General features: G+C 44.0%; 21 protein-coding genes. 1 reads left to right on the forward strand and 20 read right to left on the reverse strand.

From position 1 onward, the window contains the following. Window positions 1-5: 5 nt before the first annotated feature. Window positions 6-1499: a HAMP domain-containing sensor histidine kinase gene (locus tag VB077_RS06865; protein WP_323414482.1), complete on the reverse strand. Its 1494-nt coding sequence runs from the start codon at window positions 1497-1499 to the stop codon at window positions 6-8. Window positions 1500-1533: 34 nt separating this feature from the next. Next, window positions 1534-2217, reverse strand: a complete 684-nt coding sequence (locus VB077_RS06870) for a response regulator transcription factor (RefSeq protein WP_323414483.1) — start codon at window positions 2215-2217, stop codon at window positions 1534-1536. 549 nt (window positions 2218-2766) lie between these two features. On the opposite strand from VB077_RS06870, the gene VB077_RS06875 reads away from it, so the two are divergent. Beyond that, the gene (locus VB077_RS06875) at window positions 2767-3999 is read left to right on the forward strand and encodes an IS110 family transposase (protein WP_323414484.1); all 1233 of its coding nucleotides are present in this window, start codon (window positions 2767-2769) and stop codon (window positions 3997-3999) included. A 159-nt stretch (window positions 4000-4158) separates the two neighbouring features. Here the strand turns inward: VB077_RS06875 and VB077_RS06880 are convergent, their stop codons facing one another. From VB077_RS06880 to VB077_RS06965, 18 genes are all read right to left on the reverse strand, one after another. Continuing rightward, window positions 4159-5088: a CoB--CoM heterodisulfide reductase iron-sulfur subunit B family protein gene (locus VB077_RS06880; RefSeq protein ID WP_323414485.1), complete on the reverse strand. Its 930-nt coding sequence runs from the start codon at window positions 5086-5088 to the stop codon at window positions 4159-4161. Further along, window positions 5081-5785, reverse strand: coding sequence for a 4Fe-4S dicluster domain-containing protein (locus tag VB077_RS06885; protein WP_323414486.1), 705 nt, complete (start codon window positions 5783-5785; stop codon window positions 5081-5083). Before VB077_RS06885 ends, VB077_RS06880 begins: the two co-directional genes overlap by 8 nt. A gap of 12 nt (window positions 5786-5797) precedes the next feature. Beyond that, entirely contained in the window at window positions 5798-6040 is a 243-nt protein-coding gene (locus tag VB077_RS06890) for a hypothetical protein (RefSeq protein WP_323414487.1), read from the reverse strand. Window positions 6041-6092: 52 nt separating this feature from the next. Beyond that, window positions 6093-6347 (reverse strand): hypothetical protein, encoded by a 255-nt coding sequence (locus tag VB077_RS06895; RefSeq protein WP_323414488.1) that lies wholly within the window; start codon window positions 6345-6347, stop codon window positions 6093-6095. A 200-nt stretch (window positions 6348-6547) separates the two neighbouring features. Further along, on the reverse strand, window positions 6548-6841 hold the full coding sequence (locus VB077_RS06900) for a metal-sensitive transcriptional regulator (protein ID WP_323414489.1): 294 nt from the start codon (window positions 6839-6841) through the stop codon (window positions 6548-6550). Window positions 6842-6881: 40 nt separating this feature from the next. Then, entirely contained in the window at window positions 6882-7457 is a 576-nt protein-coding gene (locus VB077_RS06905; protein ID WP_416337038.1) for a lytic transglycosylase domain-containing protein, read from the reverse strand. A 60-nt stretch (window positions 7458-7517) separates the two neighbouring features. Beyond that, window positions 7518-8120, reverse strand: a complete 603-nt coding sequence (gene coaE, locus VB077_RS06910) for a dephospho-CoA kinase (protein WP_323414490.1) — start codon at window positions 8118-8120, stop codon at window positions 7518-7520. 10 nt (window positions 8121-8130) lie between these two features. After that, window positions 8131-8790, reverse strand: a complete 660-nt coding sequence (ytaF, locus tag VB077_RS06915; protein ID WP_323414491.1) for a sporulation membrane protein YtaF — start codon at window positions 8788-8790, stop codon at window positions 8131-8133. 73 nt (window positions 8791-8863) lie between these two features. Next, window positions 8864-10726, reverse strand: coding sequence for an ABC-F family ATP-binding cassette domain-containing protein (locus VB077_RS06920; RefSeq protein ID WP_323414492.1), 1863 nt, complete (start codon window positions 10724-10726; stop codon window positions 8864-8866). A 39-nt stretch (window positions 10727-10765) separates the two neighbouring features. After that, window positions 10766-11587 (reverse strand): DNA-formamidopyrimidine glycosylase, encoded by an 822-nt coding sequence (gene mutM / locus VB077_RS06925; RefSeq protein ID WP_323414493.1) that lies wholly within the window; start codon window positions 11585-11587, stop codon window positions 10766-10768. 40 nt (window positions 11588-11627) lie between these two features. After that, complete coding sequence (gene polA, locus VB077_RS06930) at window positions 11628-14258, reverse strand: DNA polymerase I (protein WP_323414494.1); 2631 nt, start codon at window positions 14256-14258, stop codon at window positions 11628-11630. A 176-nt stretch (window positions 14259-14434) separates the two neighbouring features. Next, window positions 14435-15409: a D-2-hydroxyacid dehydrogenase gene (locus VB077_RS06935; RefSeq protein ID WP_323414495.1), complete on the reverse strand. Its 975-nt coding sequence runs from the start codon at window positions 15407-15409 to the stop codon at window positions 14435-14437. A 107-nt stretch (window positions 15410-15516) separates the two neighbouring features. Continuing rightward, the gene (locus tag VB077_RS06940; RefSeq protein WP_323414496.1) at window positions 15517-16350 is read right to left on the reverse strand and encodes a deoxyribonuclease IV; all 834 of its coding nucleotides are present in this window, start codon (window positions 16348-16350) and stop codon (window positions 15517-15519) included. Between the two features lie 11 nt (window positions 16351-16361). Then, entirely contained in the window at window positions 16362-16949 is a 588-nt protein-coding gene (locus VB077_RS06945; protein ID WP_323414497.1) for a GDYXXLXY domain-containing protein, read from the reverse strand. After that, the gene (locus VB077_RS06950; RefSeq protein ID WP_323414498.1) at window positions 16946-18262 is read right to left on the reverse strand and encodes a DUF2157 domain-containing protein; all 1317 of its coding nucleotides are present in this window, start codon (window positions 18260-18262) and stop codon (window positions 16946-16948) included. The genes VB077_RS06945 and VB077_RS06950 overlap by 4 nt, the downstream gene beginning before the upstream one ends. A gap of 33 nt (window positions 18263-18295) precedes the next feature. Next, window positions 18296-18934, reverse strand: a complete 639-nt coding sequence (locus VB077_RS06955; protein ID WP_323414499.1) for a hypothetical protein — start codon at window positions 18932-18934, stop codon at window positions 18296-18298. After that, window positions 18931-20172 carry an NAD(P)/FAD-dependent oxidoreductase gene (locus VB077_RS06960; RefSeq protein WP_323414500.1) on the reverse strand — a complete coding sequence of 414 codons (1242 nt, stop codon included), beginning with the start codon at window positions 20170-20172 and terminating at the stop codon, window positions 18931-18933. Before VB077_RS06960 ends, VB077_RS06955 begins: the two co-directional genes overlap by 4 nt. Before the next feature lie 194 nt (window positions 20173-20366). Next, window positions 20367-21299: a 1,4-dihydroxy-2-naphthoate polyprenyltransferase gene (locus VB077_RS06965; protein ID WP_323414501.1), complete on the reverse strand. Its 933-nt coding sequence runs from the start codon at window positions 21297-21299 to the stop codon at window positions 20367-20369. Window positions 21300-21468: the final 169 nt, after the last annotated feature.

A 21468-nucleotide genomic window follows, 5' to 3' on the forward strand; every position in this document is an offset into this window, starting at 1 on the left:
CCTTTTTAACCTTCAATATTAAGCGGTTCCTTAGGAAGCCAAACACAAAAGGTGCTGCCTTCCCCAACGGTACTTTCGACGTATATCTTCCCGCCATGAAGCTCCACAAGGGATTGAGTAATCGCTAGTCCAAGACCTGAGCCGCCGTATTTACGCGTACGTGAGGATTCAACCCGATAAAACCGTTCAAACAAATGGTTAAGATGTTCCTCAGATATTCCGTGCCCGCTGTCCTTCACCTTGAGCTCTATTCCGGCCTCTGCCGGGCCCACCGAAATTTCGATTTCTCCGCTTTCCGGATCAGTATGCTGAACTGCATTATTAAAAAGATTCAGGATAACCTGCTTGATCTTGTCTGCATTAAACCAGCACTTCGAGGGTGAATTGAGGTTAAAACTCACCTTGCGATGACCTGCGAGCAAGCGAAGCTGATTCTCCATTTCCAGGACCAATTCATTTAAATCTCTTTCAATACATTCCAGCTTAGGCAAACGATCCAGCTTGGCCAGTAAAAGCAAATCCTCAATCAGCTTTTTCATCCGCTCTGATTCAGTATACATACTCTTTAAGGAACGATAAAGCCGTTCCGGCTGATTCATTGCTCCGCGAAGAAGAACCTCGGTAAACCCATGAATCGAAGTTAAAGGTGTACGGAGCTCATGTGAGGCATCCGCCACAAAGCGGCGCATCTGTTCTTTAGCCTCTTTCTCAGCTTTGAATGAGGTTTCCAGGCGCTCCAGCATTCCGTTAAAGGAAACAGCCAGACGATTGATCTCAATTTGTCCCTCGTCCACGGGCAGACGTTCCGAGAGATTTCCGGCATCGATTTTTTCCACTTGTTTAACCATATTGGATAAAGGAATGAGAATCCTGCGCAGAACAGGAATAAAGGCTAACAACCCCATGATTAAAGCAATCACGGCCAGCAGTATAAACGTCAGAAGTTGTTTAATCAGCATATCTTTCATATAATTCGTGCCGACGCTGACTTGAACCACCCCGAGCCACCGGCCGCGATTTTCTACGCTTTGAAGGACAACCATTTGCTCCTGACCTTCGGCGGATTCAACGATGCGGTAATTCAGACTGTTTTTGTCTTGCAGGGCATTGATATAATCCTGTGCGCTCAGTTGCGGTACGCTTTTGACATTGGATGAATTAGTGACTACGGTCAAATTCCCCAACGAATCGATAACCGCAATCGTCGAATCCGGCAATAAGTTAAACGTCAGGCGATAATTTCGGCCATCGGAGTAATAACCTCCCGAAGCGATTTGCTCCCAAATTTCCGGGGAAACCGCCGAAATCTGCTTTTGGATACTTAAAGCATTATTTGCGTAGATAAACTTCAGCATATAAAAATACTGAACAAAACCGATAACCGCAAGGAGAATAGCCATAATCACCAACGTTCGGGAAAGAAGCTGAAACCGAAGCGAATTGGGAACCACTAATTTATTAACCTTCTTTTTTAAATCCTCAAAAAAATCCAAGTTCATTATAATTCCAGCCTTATATGCTTTACTGTCCTTCTTAAGAAAGATCCATGCGATATCCCGCTCCGCGCAATGTTCGAATCAATTGATGATCCTTATCCTTTAATTTGTCACGTAAGGAACGAATATAAACTTCCACGATATTTTCATCTCCGACAAAATCATAACCCCATACTTTATCAAGAATCATCGTTTTGCTTAAGACTATACCCCGATTAAGAATCAGGAATTTCAGCAGTTCATACTCCGTGGGAGATAGTTCAAGAACGTGATCGTTATAAACAATCTCCCGCCGTCGATCATCTACCCGAAAGGGACCGCTCACAACTTCCCCCAGTAAATTCGGGAATTGGTTGCGAATGCGTGCCTGAATCCGCGCCAGCAATTCATCGAAACTGAACGGTTTCGACATATAATCATCGGCTCCCAGATTAAGCCCTTTGACTCGATCCTCCACTTCATCCTTTGCCGTAAGCATAATAATCGCGACATTTCCCTGCTTTTTTAACATCCTGCACACTTCAAAACCATCCATGCCGGGCATCATGACATCCAAAACAACGATATGCGGTTCGAATTGGCCGGCTATGGTTACTGCTGTCATTCCATCCAGTGCCGTCCGGACCCTATACCCTTCGTTTAAAAGTCCCATTTCTAAAAACTCTAAGATATTTGGCTCATCATCGACAAGCAATATCTTGATTCCCCTTGATGTTTGCATAGAGCAACCTCCTCGTATAATATGATTTGTTCCTAGCTCCACGAGTCCTTTTTAAATGGAACGTGGAGTTTTAATTTAGCCAAGTTATAACTGGAAATTTCTTTGAGCAATAGGGTGCGCGCAGTATAACGCATACCCCATGCAGCCGTCGAAGGTGTGCGGGGCGTGCCGTTGTGGAAAAGATCTTTTAATACAGCCCCAAATGGCTTTTCCACATTAAGGCACACACGCATGCCTTAACTAAAATTCTAAAAAAGTATTTAATTTTGCTGGTCTTACAGGCACAATGAAACCGTAAGGTTACATCCTGGGAAGGTATCCTCCTCCTTGAGGCTTGACCTCTTATAGAGTCTGACCCCCAGCCCACAACTTGAGCTTTTAACTCGAAGGTTGCGCAACTTGATGATTCTCCTTTTGATAGTAGCAGGTCTTAAGGGTTACAGTACCAACAAGAAAGTGCTGATTCGGCGAGGTTGTTGACCGGTTGTGGTGCCTGGTGCCCAGCAGTAATTTTTACATTACTCCTAAATAGAGAGTGAGGTGATTTTTATGAGTTTATTTGTAGGCATTGATGTGAGTTCTAAGGATTTCAAGGTTAAGGTCATGAATGATCGGGGGGATGAAGCTGCTAAGCGCTTTCAGGCTTCTAATGATCGTTTAGGTGTGGAATCTCTGGCTTTATACTTGGTTAATGCCTGTAAAAACAATGCAGAGAATCGGCTTGTGGTTGGGATGGAGGCTACTTCCGTATATAGCTGGCATATCCAGATGTTTTTGGCCGAAGAGCCCAGCTTAGCTCCTTTTAGCCCTCAAGTCTATTCGTTTAATCCTAAAATCGTAGAAAAGTTTAAAGAATCCTATTTGGATCTTCCTAAGAATGACTGGATTGATGCATGGGTTATTGCTGATCGTTTAAGGTTTGGGCGTCTTCCCGAGAATTGCCAAGTCGATTTTCGTTTCCTGCCCCTTCAGCGTTTAACCCGCTTTCGCTGCCATTTAGTTGAAACCATTACCCGTGAGAAGAATTACTTTTTAACAAACTTATTTTTAAAGTTCAGTACTTTGGCTCAAGGAGACGTCTTTAGCAATACTTTTGGGGCTACATCCGAATCACTTATTCTTGAGTTTTTCTCTCCTGAGGAAGTTGCGGCTCGACCGCTTGATGAATTAATTGACTTCCTCGTGGACAAAGGGAAAAGCAAGTTTAAAGACCCTGAAGGTACTGCTGCTGAAATTAAGGAAGCAGCCCGTAAAGCGCATCGTCTACGTGGTAACTTACTCCAACCCGTTAATCTGATTTTAGCTACAAGCTTTGAAACCATTAGAACGTTACAATTACAACTTAAGAAAATTGATAAAGCGATTGAAGCTGAGCTTGAACATTTTCCTAACACACTCTCTTCCATTCCAGGAATAGGTCCGGTATTTACCGCCGGAATTATTGCTGAAATTGCTGACATTCGACGTTTTCCCAATGAAGCTGCTTTAGCTAAATACGCAGGGCTAACTTGGAAAACACATCAATCGGGTAATTTTACAGCCGATGATACTCCTTTAAGCAGATCGGGCAACCGTTATTTGCGCACTTATTTTGTTCAAGCAGCTAATCTGGTTAGGTTACACGAGCCGGAGTACAAAGCTTTTTACTCTCGTAAGTTTAAAGAGAGTAAAACCCATCATCATCGCCGTGCCTTAGTACTAACTGCACGTAAACTCGTACGTATGGTTGATGCTCTGCTACGCACTAACCAAATCTACCAGCCGAAAGGCAACTGGGGGTAATAGCTATTAAATAATCCAAAAGCACAAATCCCATTTTTGCAACTTATTTCCACTATATTTTGGAAATGGGTAGGTTTTTTATTGCCTTTTTTAGGTTAACTAGCATCCTGAAAAGATTGACCGAAATTTTTAAGGTCTTGACATATTACCGAAGGACTCCTAACAACCGACTTTGTCAAGAACCTTCTCCAAACGTTCACGTCCGCTAATATGAGCTTTCAAGGCCAGTTTGGGCTTGTCAAGTCCTAATGCTAAGCCGACAAGTTGGGCAATATGGATAATAGGCGTTTGATAATCCCCATCCTGGCGATAATTCAGTTGTTGCTGAACACGATCCAGCTGACTGTGGCAATAGGGACATTGCACAACCAGAAGATCCGGATCCGCTTCCTTCACCGAATCTAATTTGTGCTGCGTGTGCTCCAGGGATAGATCTTTGCCATTGATGATCTGGGTAAAGCCTGTTCCGCAGCATTCGCGGTTCGCCGTATAGGGGACAACGGTACCCCCCATGATCTCGATCAACTCTTCCAAATAAGTCGGCATTTGGGGATCATCAATAGCCGTATATTTTCCCCCGGCCAGATAATGGCACCCATAATGCGTCGCAATTTTAATTCCCTTGAGCGGACGTTTGACATTTTTGCCAATCTCGTCTTTGAGGCGGTAAAACATTTCCGCAATATGATAGACATTACTCGTCCCTTTATATTCCCGTCCCATCATATTCATCATCATATTGATACTGGACTTTATTTCATCGTTATGATTCATAAAGTGTCCGAATTCACTGAGGAACGTCCAGCACCCGTTGCATAGAACACACGTATCTAAGCCCTTTTCCTCGGCCAGCGATAGATTCCGCGCAACCGCCGGCATGGAAGATGTCGGAGCCGCGACATTGGCAAAGGTCACAAACCCGCCACAGCACGTTTGTTCATCAGATTCAACCGGTTCGACGCCAAGAATTCGGAGGGCATCTCGCCCGCACACTTCGATCCCCGGATACTTATTACTGGCGACGCAGCTTTTAAAGAAAAAGATTTCTTTCGGTTTCGGGATCTTGGCAACAATATCTTGTCTAGGCATGTTTTTTCCCTCCCGGCTCTCCATAATTATAGAAACGATGATGCGTCTTAATTTTATCCACGCGCGATGGCATTGGCTTATTCTTGCACTTTTTCTCTTGTTCCGAGGTACACGTCCGGCAATCCAAAAGCTCCACTCCGCCGATTTTCTTCATAAAAGAAGTCATTCCCGTTAAATCGGACAGCATGTTAATTTCGGCTATCGCCCGGTCGCTGACTTGACGTTTACGGGGCAACCCCGCCGCCTCACGAATCGCGCCAATATCACCCCGGGTATCCGTAACAAAGGGATTTCTTTCCGCAGCTGAAACCGTAATACCATCCCTTAAATAATCTTTTTCAGCATAGCTTTCCAACTGCTTTACATCTTCCCAGCCATACCCTTCATTCATAGCCGCTAAACGCAGCATGAAAACAAAAAATTGAAAGTTAATGTCCATTGGGCATGTTGCATAACATCCCCCGCAAAAGAAGCACTGCCATAGTTCAACACTGGATAGAACCCGTTGAATATTACCGTTTACCAAATCCCGGATGATCTTGCGGGGGTTATAGCTGGGTGTGACAGCGGCCGCCGGACACTGTCCTGTACATTTCCCACACTGCAGACATTTCTCGGCTTCATTGACGAAACCCATGGCAATGGGCTTCCACCTTTCGTAGAAATCATCGCTCCAGTCTTTTGTTCGTTCGAGCACGGTATTCCCCCCTTACTCCTCTTTTTTGCCCGTAAAGGCTTGCTTGACCATCGGCATCATTTGGGGCATGAAATTCAACAAATCTTCGCGCGTGTCTTTCCCTGCCATCATGAATTTAACCATGCCCGGCATCATTTTCATCATCCGGGACAACGGCATTTCCATACTGAAAAGTTCACTAAAGTAATTGAGAGTACGTTCACCGACTTCCTGGCTGGTTTCCTTACCATACTCTTCAAGGTAATTATCCGCCATTAAAAATCACCTCCCCTTATGGAACTTCATGTAGTTATCATATTCACAAGAATTAGTAATCCTTCATACATTGGCCCCGGCATCCGATATTAAGAATTTCTTCCGGATTCATAGGATTAAGAATAGGTTTATAAAATTCGCAGGATTGAGCACAATACTTTAAATTGATAGCATAATTGATACCATGGCATCTTGGACATGAGATCTCTTTCACATTTGGCGGTAATGGATCAATTTTCTCTAATACCATAAAGAACTTCGGTCGGAATTCCTCAATCCTTTGACCACAATGAGAACACTCAAGCAAATTACGCACCCCCCTCCCCTGTGGGTATGGGTATCTTTGATTAAAATATAACTCTTATATATCTCTGCGTCAATCCAAAAATTATACAAAATTCTACTATCTTTCGACATATCCCAACTTAAGCGAATAGACTAATTGGCAAATATAAAAGGGGCTTCACTTAAGAAGCCCCTTTTATGTATTATTTCTACTATCTTTATTTAATCATTGAGTTTCATCAGCGTTTCAACCGCTTTATTCAGTACTTCCCTTTTATCGTCACCCTTTTCCAGCGCTTCGACCAAGCAAATATTTGTATAATGCTGGGCAACAACCACTGAAACCTTTTGAACTGCGGATTTAATAGCAACCAATTGAAGCAAGACTTCCTCACAACCTTTGCCTTCTTCAACCATCCGTTCTACCGCTGCGACATGACCTTTAACGGTTTTGAGACGAGTGATAATTTTTTTCCTATCCTCCGGATCAATCGTACTTAACATTTCTTCATTCATTTATTTCCCTGCCCTCTTTGAACATTGCTGGGAATTACCATTAAGTCCCATAAAGTTCTTTATATTTTCCATAGAACTTTAAAACACGTTCCACATATTGACGTGTTTCCTGAAAAGGAATATCATCGACATCCAAATTATTGGGATCTATCTGCTGTGAGCTGATCCATTCGTTAACATGCCCTCGTCCGCCGTTATAGGCGGCAATAGTCAAAGTAAGATTATTAAATTCCTTCTGTAGGTTGGCAAGATACCAGGTTCCATACTGAATATTTGTTTCCGGATCCTTTAATTTCTCTGGGGTAAAGCTATTATCACCAATCTTCTTAGCAATTTCACCGGCAGTATTAGGCATGACCTGCATTAATCCCAGAGCTCCTTTATGCGACTCTGATTGCGGCATAAAGGAACTTTCCGCGCGGATCACGGCGATCACTAAAAAAGGATCAACCCCGTACTCCTGCGCATACTTTTCGACCGTTGGACGATAAGGATAGGGGTAGAAAAACTTCTGGGCCGACGGCATCCGCACCAGTAATCCTATCCCAATAATAACAATTAGGAACACAATTAATCTTATCTTTAATTTTCGAAGCTTTAACCGTCTTATTCGCAATTCAAACTTCCTATCTATTTTATCAGTAGAACACCCTAAGGAGAAGTCTTTTAATATTTATTAGGATACTCTATTTTTTATTCTAACCAAAAGGTCCTCCATTTGAACCACTGTGTCCTCCCAGGTCCCTGAGTTATTGATCAAAACATCCGCTAATTTCTTTTTGTCTTTTAAAGGCCACTGCGCCGCGATTCGCAGTTCTGCCTCATCACGTGTAAAAGAATCACGCATCATCACCCGCTCGACTTGAATTTCAGGGGTAACCCATACTACCCAGATTTCGTTCATCAAAGCAGCAAAACCCGCTTCAAAAAGAAGGGGTACATCCCAAATACATAACTTTACCCCGGCTGCTTCCAGTGCCATTTGATCTGCAATCATCTTTCCTTTGACAAGTGGATGAAGTATTTCCTCCAGACGCGTTCGCGCTTCCTTATTATTAAAAACCTTTGCTCCCAGAACTTGGCGATTGATCTTCCCTTGCATGTCCAAAATATCTTTTCCAAAAGTTTGGGCCACGCGGCAAATCGTCGTCGGGTCGTCGGCAAGCAACCGGTGCACCGTTTGATCCGCATCCAAAACAGCAATATCATGCTCCTTAAGCCACTGTGCGACTGAGGATTTCCCACTGCCTATTCCTCCGGTCAGACCGATAGTCCACATATATTCACCTTCATATCATCTTTCCTATTCCAATCAAAATAAGTAAGATCCCCGGCAAATAGCCAATGCGTGTTAAAATTCTTCTCGGCACTATCCCTGTTACAACTTGACCTAAACGCAGCATCAGAACCTGGGTAAAGGCAACCAGAGAAATGACCGGCAGGGAGTGTATGATTCCGGCCGAGAACCCAAGGGCAAGTCCGGAAGCAAGCGCATCTAAAGATAAAGCTGTTCCAAGTAAGGCACTTTCCTTGATCGTAATCACGCCTGAACCATCCAAGTCGGCCTGTTCGGGATAGCGGAGAACTTGAACGACAATTCCCAGTACTTCGAACTGAAATTTGATAACGGGTTCTCTTACTGCTGCTCCAATGGTTGAAACCGGCAAAGCTTCTTCCTCCAAATTGTCTTTGGGTACAAAAGCGCGAAAGAGTTGGTAAGCCCCTAAGCTAAGTAAGATTATGGCTCCAAGCGTATTGGGCGAGAGGAATTGAATCCACTGAGCAAACCAGCCTCCAAATAATACAGCCGAACTCATCGCTGCTACTGTACAGAAGGCAATCATCAGCATTGAAGCCCAAGGAATGCGAATTCTTCTTAATCCATAAGACATTCCCACTCCAAATCCATCCAGGCTTAAAGCAATGGCAAGTAAAATTGCAGTCCCCATAATCATCCCCCTTTTTACGGTCAGGATAATATATGGGCTATTACGCCTTAGGGTGCTTTTCCTTGCACTATCGTTAACTTAACTCCTCTGAAAGCCCCAGCCATTCCATCATGATCGAATCAAGGTTCTCTTTCACCGTGTCATATTCCTGCTGCAATTCCATTGCCCGTTGATAATTTGAAGCGGTTTGGGCAAGCTGATTTTCCATTTCCCGAAGCTGATCCTCTTGTTCGGCTATCTGTTTTTCAAGAATCTGGACACGTTTTTGCCTTTTTTGGGTTTCCCGATCTCGTGTTCCCCTTTCAGAGGTTGATCTGTTTCCTGAAGGAGAACGGCCATTTTCCGCGGTCACCGAAGCCTCTTCCTCTTGAACTTGTGCCTTATAATCACTATAGTCGCCTTCATAAATTTTCAGCCCGGTTGGCGTGAGATGCACAATTTTATTGACCACGTGATCCAAAAAATAGCGATCATGGGATACGATAAGCAAAGTGCCTTCATAATCAGCGAGCGCTTCTTCCAAAACGTCACGCATCTTCGTGTCCAAGTGATTGGTCGGCTCGTCGAGAAGCAATAAATTGCCCTGCTTTAAAAAAAGCTTGGCAAGGGCCAACCGGCTCTTCTCACCACCGCTTAAAACGCTTACCGATTTAAAAACATCCTCACCGGTAAAGCCAAAGCGAGCTAAGAGGCTGCGAATCTCAGGATCTTTGAGTGCTGTGTCCCCACGAATTTCATCCATAATGGTTCCCAGCAAATGCAGATCTTCATGCTCCTGTGAGTAATAGCCAAGCTGGACATTGGCTCCGAGACGAATCTCCCCTTGATAGGAAAGTTTATGGGAAATCGCCTTAAGCAAACTTGTTTTGCCAACGCCATTTTTACCTAACAAAGCGACCCGATCTCCGCGGCGTAATTCAAAGTTAATATTGCGGAAAAGCGTTCTTTCCGGAAAAACGATTCCTACCTTCTCAAGCATAAGAACCTTGTCCCCGCTTCGCTTGCCTGCATGTAAATTAAAATGGACCTCTGTTGCTGAGTTTGCAGTTTGGATAGGCTTGAGCTTGTTTAACTGAATCTCGCGCCCCCGTGCTTGTCGGGCATTTACACCTGCTTTATTCCGGCGGATATATTCTTGAAGGCGGTTGATCTTTTTACTAAGCTTCTCCGCTTCCCTGGCCAGTGTCGTTTCTTCAACAACCCGTTGTAGTTCATACTCGGAATAATTCCCCGGATAAGCCTTCAGTGATCCATTTTCAAGATGAAGAATTTTTTGAGCTATGCGATCTAAAAAATAGCGATCATGGGAGACGACAAGGATTGCACCTGCATACCCATGTAAAAAGCCTTCCAGCCATTCAAGAGCTTCCATATCAAGATGGTTTGTCGGTTCATCCAGTATTAAAAGTTCCGGCGCACTCAGTAAAAGTTTACTTAAAGCCAGGCGTGTTTTCTGACCCCCGCTTAGCCGAGCGATAGGCGTATGAGTTTCTTTATCAAGACCTAATCCCGCGAGTATTTTACGAATTTGGGTCTCTAACGCATACCCTCCGGAACGTTCATAACTCTCCGTAAGAGTGCTGTATTGCTCAAATACCTTTTCATCAGTTGCTTGAGCCATTCGATGTTCCAGTATTCTCAGCTGCTCACGCATTTCAATGATTTCGGCCCGTTCTTCCAACATACTCTCCCACACGGTTCCCGTTTCTGCGATAAGCGGCTTCTGTGGAAGGTAGCCATACGTCCCCATAATTTGAACCTGTCCGACTTCTAAGCGAAGTTCCCCAAGACAGGCCCGAAGCAAAGTTGTCTTACCGGCACCATTGGGTCCCACAAGGCCAACTTTTTCACCCGGTTCTATGCCAAACGTCACTTGCCGAAAAAGAGCCTCCCCGGAAATATCTACTCCGCAATTTCGGCAGTAAAGTATACTCATTCTTAACTAAACTCCTTGCTTCTTTTAAATAATATACGCTTACTTTTGACAATGTAAACAATAAACAGTCGTTCTGCCTCCCAGCCGCAGCTTGATAAGGGGCCTTCCGCAGCGGTAACAATTTTCTCCGCCGCGTCCATAGACCTGCAAAGCCTTCTGAAAGCTTCCTTTTTCCCCATTGGCATCCCGGTAGTCACGAAAGGAGGTCCCTTGAGCATCAATGCCGGCTTGCAACAGCGTACGAATCGAATCATGCAATGCAGAAAGCTCCTTACGGGACAGGGAATTGGCTGCCCGCAGCGGAGAAATTCCCGCCCGGAACAGCGATTCATCCGCATAAATATTACCCAACCCTGCAACAACCTTTTGATCAAGCAACGCAATTTTTAAGGCTGCGTTTCTTCTCTTCAAGCGTTCCCCCAAAATCTTGGGCGTAAAATCATCTTCTAACGGTTCCGGTCCGAGGATGCATAACGAAGGGTGATTGGAGCATTCCCCAGTCGGGACAAGCAAAATTCTTCCGAATTTACGTGTATCGGTAAAATGCAGTTCCCCATTCGATAACGTAAAAACGGCATGGGTATGCTTTTCCGGCTCCCGATGCTCATCATAAAAATTAAACCGCCCCGTCATCCTCATATGAGCAAGGAGAGACCAATCTCCCTCCAAATGAATCAAGAGATACTTCCCTCGCCGATCGACACTTAAGATTCGACGTCCTTTGACCTCCTGCTCAAATGGGAAGATGTCCCAGCCCTTGACCGCTCCGGGCCAGCGAATAAGAACGTCTTCAATCGTTTGTCGGAGAATATGCTGACAAAGTGTTCGACGAATCGTTTCAACTTCAGGTAATTCAGGCATAACATATCGCCTCACTTGTTGTAAAGAAAATTAAACATTGTTATTCCAAAACCAAAGGCTGCATATCATACCAATTCGGTCCTGTTTTACATTCTACGGTTAAAGGTACGGAAAGAGGAAATGCATTTTCCATTTCTTCCTTGACGATTTTGGCTACCTGTTCGAGTTCCGCTGGGGCAACCTGAACCACAAGCTCATCGTGAACCTGTAATAAAGCATCCGCTTGGTAGGGCTCCAACGCTTGTACCACGTTAAGCATCGCCAGTTTCATAATATCCGCGGCTGTTCCCTGAATCGGAGTATTCATCGCGATTCGCTCCCCAAACTGCCGCTGGTTCCGATTGGGATGACGCAGCTCGGGAATTCGCCTAAGCCGATTCATGAGCGTTCGGACTTCTCCTTGTTCTTTGGCTTGCAAGACAATTTCAGCTAAATAACGCTTTACTCCGGCATAGCGATCAAAATATTTTTCAATATAATACTTGGCTTCTTTTCGCGGAATCCCCAGATCCCGTGAAAGCCCAAATTCCGTCAACCCATAGACTAAACCAAAATTAACTGCCTTAGCTTTCCGGCGCATATCTTTTGTAACTTGATCCATCGGTACCCCAAAAACTTCCGAAGCTGTCCGTGTATGCACATCCTGATTCAGTGCAAACGATTCCGAAAGGACTTCGTCCTTGGAATAATGGGCTAAAATGCGAAGCTCAATCTGGGAATAGTCGGCCGACAGCAGAACCCAATCCTTGTGAGGCGCACGGAAAACTTTACGCAGCAAACGTCCTTGCTCTAAACGAATTGGGATATTCTGCAAATTAGGTTCCGTACTTGATAATCGTCCTGTTGCCGTCACCGTCTGTTGGAAAGTGGTATGAATTTTCCCCTCCCGAATTTGTCCAAGCAAACCGTTGACATAAGTGGACATCAGTTTGCTCAATTGACGATAATTCAAAACGCTGTCAACGATCGGATGAGCAGCTTGCAATTCCTCAAGGGTTTCCGCATCCGTAGAATAACCCGTCTTTGTCTTTTTAGCCGGAGGCAGCCCGAGAACTTCAAAAAGAATATGACCTAATTGCTGCGGAGAATTTAGGTTAAACGTTTCGCCGGCCATCATATAGATTGCCTGCTCCAAGCCCTCAAGTTCCTTGGACAACTCCTGCCCAAACACTTCCAGCCGGTCTGCATCAACACCGATACCGGTTCTCTCCATTTGAGCCAAGACAGCGCTTAACGGCTCTTCTACTTGGTGAAGGAGTGCTGTTAAGCCCAGTTGTTCGAGTGTTTCTGTATAACGGTTCGCCACTTGAGCAAGGGCCGAAGCTTCTTCCGCAACATTCTTAATATCCGGATATCCCGGTACATATTCGCGAACCAATTCGACTGACTCAAACTTAGACCGTGTCGGGTTAATTAAATAAGCGGCCAAACTTAAATCCAGGTTGACTCCTCTTAACTCAATCCCTTCATTGAGTAGAACGCTGTAAAGATTTTTTCCTTCTCCTACCGTCTTCGGTGATTCCTGATCTTCTAAAAAAGATGTCCAAGCGTGTCTTAATGAAGGCTCCGCCTCATGCCAGTTAAAGCTGAACGCTTCACCTTGAAAAGCCATTCCCCATTCAAGAACTTGACTCCAATGAGGATTTCCCGGAGCTATCCTGTACGCAACAGTTACATTGGCCTTTGCTTTTCGCCAAGTCTCGATCAGTTGAGTTCCATCATGAGCATCTAAGGTTCGGACCGGCCAATTCTTTATTTCCCCCTGTACTGCCTCGGGCATTGAGGTTTGGGAATTCGGGTCTTCCGCATGATGCAGCCTCCAGATTTTCGCTACATTTTTTAACGTATATTTATCAAGTGCTGCTGCAAAGGTTGTCTCATCCGGTCGTTGATAGATAAATGTGTCTAAATTGATCTCCAGCGGAACCTCATGCAGCATTGTCGCCAGCTTCTTGCTTAAAAGGGCTTGTTCCGTGTAAGTACTAAGTTTTTCTTGGAGCTTTTTCCCAGAGACTTTATCGATGTTGGATAACACAGCTTCAACCGTTTCAAATTCGTCAAGGAGCTTCAGCGCTGTTTTTTCCCCTACTCCGGGCACCCCCGGAATATTATCGGAAGCATCCCCCATCAGTCCTTTAAGATCAATAATTTGAGCAGGACGAAGTTTATACTTCTCATAAAGCGCCTTTTCATCATAAGCATCCACTTCACTGATACCCTTACGTGTTAAATAAACGGTCGTCTTGGGAGAAACTAATTGAAGCGCATCCCGATCCCCGGTATAGATCTGAACCTCCCAGTCACGTGCTTCCGCTAGGGTCGTTACCGCAGCGATCAGATCATCCGCTTCATACCCTGCACATTCAATAAATGGTACGCCAAAAGCAGTAAGCAATTCTTTTAAATAGTCAAACTGAGGTCTCAACGCCTCGGGTGTTTCTTTCCGATTTCCCTTATAATCTGCATACTGCTCAATCCGGACGGTAGCTTTGGTCTTATCAAAAGCTACAACCCAATAATCCGGTTTTTGCTCGGTAAGAAGTCTGAGCAGCATCGTCATGAAGCCGTGTAAGACATTCGTTGGCTTGCCTTCAGTCGAGGTTAGCAAAGGCAACGCATAAAAAGCCCGGTTAGCCAGGCTGTTTCCATCGAGAACTAGGATTTTCGGCATAAAAAAACCCCTTTCTATCCGACATTACTATACCATATTGATATAGTTAGTGCCAAATAAAGAAAACCCGGCTTCGCCGAGCCTCAGCGAAGGCAAAGCCGCTGGTTGCACTTATGCTATCTGCCCAAAACTTATACTTTCTGTTAGTATAAAGAAAGGGCTGTTCACTTTCTAAATTAATGTTTAATTACATTCACGGGCTGACCGGTAAGAAATTTTTCGAAATTATCGACGGCGATGCCCATCAATCGTTGCCTTGTCTCTACTGCTGCCCACGCGATATGAGGAGTGATATAACAATTTTTAGCCGTCAGCAACGGATTATCGGCCCGGATAGGTTCATTAGAAACAACATCTAAAGCTGCCCCTCTTACCTTTCCAAGATTCAATGCTTCCGCTAAATCCTCCTCGACAATCAAAGGGCCTCTGGAGGTATTGATAAGCATTACACCGTCTTTCATCTTGGCAATTGTTTGTTTATTGATTATCCCCTTTGTCTCCTCATTAAGCGGGCAGTGAAGGGAAATCACATCAGAATTTGCAAATACGATGTCAAGGTCTGCATATTTCATTATTTCGTTTTCTAACTCCTTACGGGGGCGGTGATTATAGGCAATGACCTTCATCCCGAGGGCTTGAGCGATCCGGCCTGTTGCTTGACCAATCTTTCCATAGCCGATAATCCCCATGGTTTTGCCCGTAAGCTCGATCATTGGAGTGCTCCAGTAACACCAATCCGCATTATTGGTCCATTCTCCACGTTTTACAGATTCACTATGTACCCCAACATGATTGCACATTTCCAACAATAAGGCGATTGTCATCTGTCCCACGGAATCTGTACCATATGCAGGAATATTAGTGACTACAACGCCTTTTTCTTGGGCCGCTTCAATATCGACAACATTATATCCTGTTGCAAGAACACCAATGTACCTTAGGTGGGGCAGTTGCGCCAGAACTTCTCTGGATATGGGGGTTTTATTTGTGAAAAGAGCCTCCGCTTCCTTTGCTCTTTCAACGATTAAGGACTCCCCGCTTCGGTCAAAGGTTGTGCGATCATAAACGATTAGATTACCGAGTCTTTCCAAGCCCTTCCAAGATAAATCACCGGGATTGAGAGTATAGCCATCAAGAACAACAATCTTCATTCTTTCACATCCTCTTCTATGCTAAATTTATAGAAATCGCCGCTCCCCTTTTCGGCCCTTTCCCGTAAATGAATAAACGCATTTCTAAAATTGTACATGCCTATTCGCTATTCCTTAAAAAGACTCCTAAGTAAAGCGATTTCCTTAGCATAGCCTGCGATATCGTTGGGGGTTTCCAGGAAGAAGGGTAAATGACGAAGTTTGGGATGATTGATGATTCGGGTGATGGCTTCCAGACCAATAGAACCCTCGCCAATCTTAGCATGGCGGTCTTTATGACTGCCCATTGGATTCATGTCGTCGTTGAGATGAATAGCCCGAAGCTTGTCCAAACCGATGACCTGATCAAACTTTTCAAGAACACCTTCAAGGTCGTGGACAATATCATAGCCGCCATCATAGACGTGACAAGTATCGAGACAAACCCCCACCTTTTCGGATAGAGTTATACCGTCGATAATCCGCTTTAATTCTTCAAAAGTACGCCCTACTTCCGTCCCTTTGCCAGCCATCGTTTCCAGCAAAACCGTGGTCGTCTGTTCAGACTTTAGCAGCGCATTGAGCAGCGCGGTGATTTGCTCGATACCTGCATCCGCACCTTGACCGACATGACTGCCCGGATGGAAGTTATAAAAATTGTTAGGTAAATACTCCATTCGCTCCAGATCATCTGCCATAACTTGGGCCGCAAACTCCCGCGTCTTTTCATCAGCTGAACAGGGGTTGAGGGTGTAGGGAGCATGGGCCAAAAGAACTGCAAATTTATTTTCCTTAACGAGTTCTTGCAACTCAAGGGCATCTTTAGGGTCGATTGCCTTCGCTTTACTTCCTCTGGGGTTTCTCGTAAAAAACTGAAACGTATTGGCATTGATTTTCAAGGCCTCTTTTCCCATAGCTGCAAAGCCTTTAGAAACGGATAGATGACAGCCTATATTTAACATAAAAAATTTCCTCACTTTCTTTCTGCCAGACCACGATTTTCCTCGAGATAATCCTCAATTGTTTTACCGCCGATATAAACCCGTTCCATGACTGCCTTTCCGTTATGGATTCTAACCGTGATATAAACATCATCGATTCTATTGATAAAACGAGTATTAAGGACTTTCTCAGCTTCTATAGCCTGATTCTCCGGCATGTAATAACGATTAAAGGGAATTTGGAGAATAACATTTCCGGACGGTGAATTAGAACCCTCTGTATAGGCAATTTTCGTTTTAAAATAAGCTTGATTTGGCGGACGATTAAAGCTTAGTCCCGAAATATGCGCATATCCTTGAGCATCATTTTCAAGTACCGCATAAACAGTTTTGCCTGGCTGATAAATGGAGCTATCTTCTACGGCTTTACGCTGTTCTTCAATACTGATATTGAGGTATCGCCCCATAAAGGCATCATACGGATCTACAGGCGCAGCCTTGAATTTAAACTGCTGACCTTGATTAAGCGTTGCCTGATGGTCCTGAATCATAAAAACCGGTACAGCCAATTGAAGAATGACCATTCCAAGGAAAATCAGCAGTTTAACGTTTTTCTTCATTGTCCAACCCCTTTCTGCCGTCTAACCAATCGGTAATTGGCCAGCAAAAAGCCTGAGCCTACAAGAATAAAAGCGATTCCCTTTTCAAGAAAACCCAGATCGCTGTCGAAGAACCGTAAGACGATAAGAAAGGCAAGAATAAGCATCCCCGCATTCGTCAAGGCTAAGCTATAATTTTTCAGCCCCCGCACGACAATAAAGATTCCGATAATCAGTAAATACGCATCAAATAATAAATCGGAAATGCCGGGCCCTATGAAAGATGCCAGAAGGTAGCCTAAAATTGCAATTACGGGCAACGCAGAAAAAATCAGACCGAGCGTATTTTTCTGTTTGAAGAATTTATAATGCAAATAGCTTAGGCAAATCAATAAAAAGGTTACTAAAATATAATCTTGAACTGCATTTGCCCAATTATGATTAAAGCCGTTAGCATAATATTTCCAGCCAATTTCTTTCCATACTCCCTTATAGGAAAGAATAATTGAAAGGATCAGTGACCCCATGGCCCCGATTATCAACACCGATTTTTTCCATCTAAGCTCACCTTGCCCCCAATTCATCCAGCCCAGTAAAAAGAGAATCGTAAAATAACAGCTGTATACGATAATCCAAAGGCCGGGTAAAGCCTGTTCCATTACTATTCCAAAGGAAATACACAAGCTAAGCGTCAAAGCCCACAGTAAGAAAGATGAACGATTGGAATTCGGTGAGGTTTTAAACATCTTAAAAAGATAACCGCTGATTAACGCCAGCAGTAACCAGTAAAAGAAAGTATATTCCCCTTCTCCCCGGGTTGCACCCGCCCAAGCAACTATGCCAAAAATATAGGCGATTGCGGGAACTGTCGCCTCTAAAAGATAAATAGCCGGAAGGGCAAGAAGCATCCACGTCAAAATAAATTGAGGCGCATTTCCCGGAATATGATAGGTTTGACCTATTAAGGAAATCGAAGCACCGATCGTTAAAAAGAGAAAAACGGCTGTTCCTTCTCTCCACGCCGGAGAATCTTTTTCTTTATAGATAACCCAGCCTGTAAGCAATTGAGCAAGAATCAAGGGGAGCAATGACAAAACGGTTCGTACGGAGAGTGAGAAACTTTCCCAGTTCTTTGCAAAAAGGAGAATAATTCCACTCCCGATCAAAACGGTTCCGATGGTCCCAAAAATGGCAAGAGCCATCCTTAGCCCATTTTTTTCTTCAGTCTCATCGTAATAACTCTGAATTCTAGCCGCAGTCTCCTCATTAACCACATCCTTGGCAACCCACTTCGGTAATTCTTCCAGGAGCCATTTGATATTCCGGTCTCTCACAAAAGTCCCCCCTTCAAACGTTTGCCTGATGCCTTATTCCAACATGAAATAAACGAATCCGCCGCCCAGAGTTGTCGTCTCAAACCAAAGCGCTAAATCAATTCTTTTAATTTGACCTTCATCTAAAATACTGGCAAAGGCACAAGAATCATCCTCAGAGTAATCGAGTGAAATAAGAGTTACCCAATGCCACCGATCAAGATTTTCAACTTTACCGTTGCATAAATTAAGAAATGCAACCGGACTATCATTAGTGAGTGCTTCTACAATAAAATCTAAGATTTCCCGGAACCCGGGACGTTGCGACTTATCTACAGCCACGTTACAAAAACGATAGTCCGCTTCTAATCCCTTCGCTTGCAAAAAGGTCTGCAGAGATTCGTAAAACCGTTCGGTTGTATTGACTCCCCGCTTTGTTGGGGTAACATACTCCCACATTTCTTCCATCAGGGATATCCAGTTTTCCTTGGTATTGGTTTTCTCTTCCAATTCAAGTGGGGCTTGATTATGACAGAGATAAAAGAAAAGATTGGTGGCCACTGTCGGTCCGCATCCTGAAAGACGCTGCCACTGTTTAGGATACCATAACTGCTGACAGCCATAATAAGTCTCTGCTTTCGTTTTATCCACAATCTTAAATAGATTGAGATTGCCGATGGCTACTGCCTTCATCGCCCGCACTCCTTCCCCGCAGCATAACCTGAAGACCAGGCCCACTGTAAATTATAGCCTCCACAGTCGCCGTCAATATCCATGATTTCGCCGGCAAAGAAGAGTCCGGGAACTAACGTTGATTCCATCGTATGCGGATTAATATCTCGGACATCGATTCCTCCCGCGGTTACTTGGGCAGCCGTCCAGGTGTTAGTGCCGGTGACCTCAAAGCGCCAGTCCTGCAAAATAGTGATGATTCTTTCCTTTTCTTGAATTGTCAACTGCTTAACCGGCTTGTTTATGTCATTGAGCCCCGCTTGTTTGAGCAAAACGGGTACAAGTTGTTTATTAAGAAAACCCACAAAGCTGAAAGAAATATTTTTTTCGGGACTGTCCTGCCAGCGTTTGTCCAGATAGCTGCCCAGTTCCTCCTTCGCTAAGTGATGGACGATCTTGACCTTGACCCAAACCTTCTGCTTCTTTTTTAATTGCTCGGCCGCTGTCCGACTCAACTGAAAAATCGGAGGACCGGAAATGCCATATTCCGTAAACAGAAGTTCGCCTTGTGCTTTAACCAGGGATTTTTCATGAACGATTATCTCCGCTTCACCCTCGAATTTAATGCCTTTGATTTGCTTAAGAAAGGGCTCAGCCAGCTTAAGCTGGACAAGCGCCGGGAAAGGCTCAACAAGGCGATGCCCTAACTTTTCCGCTAAAACATAACCGCTGCCATCTGAACCCAAATTAGGAGCCGCTTTTCCGCCGGTTGCAAGTATCACTCGGTGCGCAAATATTTTTGTTCCATCTTTTACTGTAAGCTCAAAGCCCTTTGCTATTTTTCGAATCTCTTTTACTTCCGACTCAACCCGTGTTTCGATCCCTAGGCGTTCTGCTTCATAGCGCAGGACGTCAAGGACACTTGACGCTTGATTTGAAAAGGGAAACACTTTGCCCTCATCTTCTACCTTATGAGAAATCCCTAAGTGTTCAAAGAAATCGATGGCCTTAATATTATCAAATTGATGCAAAGCACTATAGGAGAATTTTGGATATAAACCATGGAAATGAGAAATGTGCATATCCATATTGGTTAAATTACACCGTCCATTCCCCGTGGCCAGTATCTTCTTGCCGACACGCTGGTTTTTCTCTAAAATCGTAACCTGAGCTCCTTGCCGAGCAGCGATTACCGCCGCAAATAAACCCGCTGCTCCTCCTCCAACTACGGCAATCTTGTTACGTTCGTCTTTCGCCATTATTATCCCCCTATGCCAAAACCAATCTCTCTAGCCATCTGTTTAATATTATATAATCAAGTTGATTTTTATCCAAATATAGTCATTTATTTACAAATCAAATAGGATTACTCAATAAAATCATTATACCATACGTTTTCTGTGTAAAATAAAAAGCACCTGCCTACGTTCGCAGATGCTCAAATTCTTTAGATTTACATAAGGAAGCTGATAAATAAGCCAATGGCCATGAGTAACCCAAAGAACGTATTCGTTTGAGCTGTTGCTTTCATAGCCGGCATCATTGTTATGGGTTCGGTTTTTCCTATAAACCCTTTGGTCGCGGCAACAGCTTTAGGTATGCTTAGGAGAGCTAAGAGTACCCAGGGAGTTGCCGTATTAGTAATAACGAGTCCAACTAACCAAAGATAAACAACAGCAAACATAATCCCCATGAAACGGATCGCCCTTTTCGGTCCGAGAACAATAGGAAGCGTTTTGCGCCCATTGGCTTTATCTCCATCATGGTCACGAAGATTGTTGCTTAGATTGATTAAACTGACTAAAATCCAGCTCGGTACACCAACAAGCATAACTGTATTTGAAACATACCCTGTTTGAATAAAAAAGGAAATAAGGATAACTAAATAGCCCAAAAACAGACCGGATAAAAGCTCCCCAAAGGGAGTTCTGGAAATCGGCAACGGACCACCGGTATAGAGGTAACCCACCAGCATACATCCCGCTCCCAGTAAAGCAAGCCACCAGGAAGATGATGCACAAATATAGACTCCCAGAATTACTGAGATTCCATACAAACTAAGGGCAAGCTTCATAATTAATTGCGGAGTCATTCCGAAGCGGACAATTCCTCCGCCTATACCCACAGATTCCTCGGTATCTAGTCCGCGTTTAAAATCGTAGTATTCGTTAAAGAGGTTCGTTGCGATTTGAATAAGGATACTAGCCACCATCATCGCTGCAAAAATCAATCCATCAAACTTTCCGTCAAGAAGAGCTAAAACCGTTCCCAGAAGAACAGGAACAATAGAGGCAGTTAAGGTATGCGGCCGTATTAATTCCCACCAAACTTTCCAATTCCGCGTTTGGGAGAGTGACTGAGACTGATTTTTGTATTGTACTTGCATTTTTTCTCCTCTAATCTTTAAAAATAGACTTAGTTTTGTAACAATATTATATTTTCTTATCAGTAGTATGTCTGCTCTATTTAATATTTTACCCAAGAGAAGCGATATTGTATAGTAGGATTAATTTCCCTACCTTTTGCATTTTTTAGTATTAAAGAAGAGCCCTTTC

It is taken from the genome of Desulfitobacterium sp., from assembly GCF_034927245.1.
Lineage (GTDB): Bacteria > Bacillota > Desulfitobacteriia > Desulfitobacteriales > Desulfitobacteriaceae > Desulfitobacterium_A.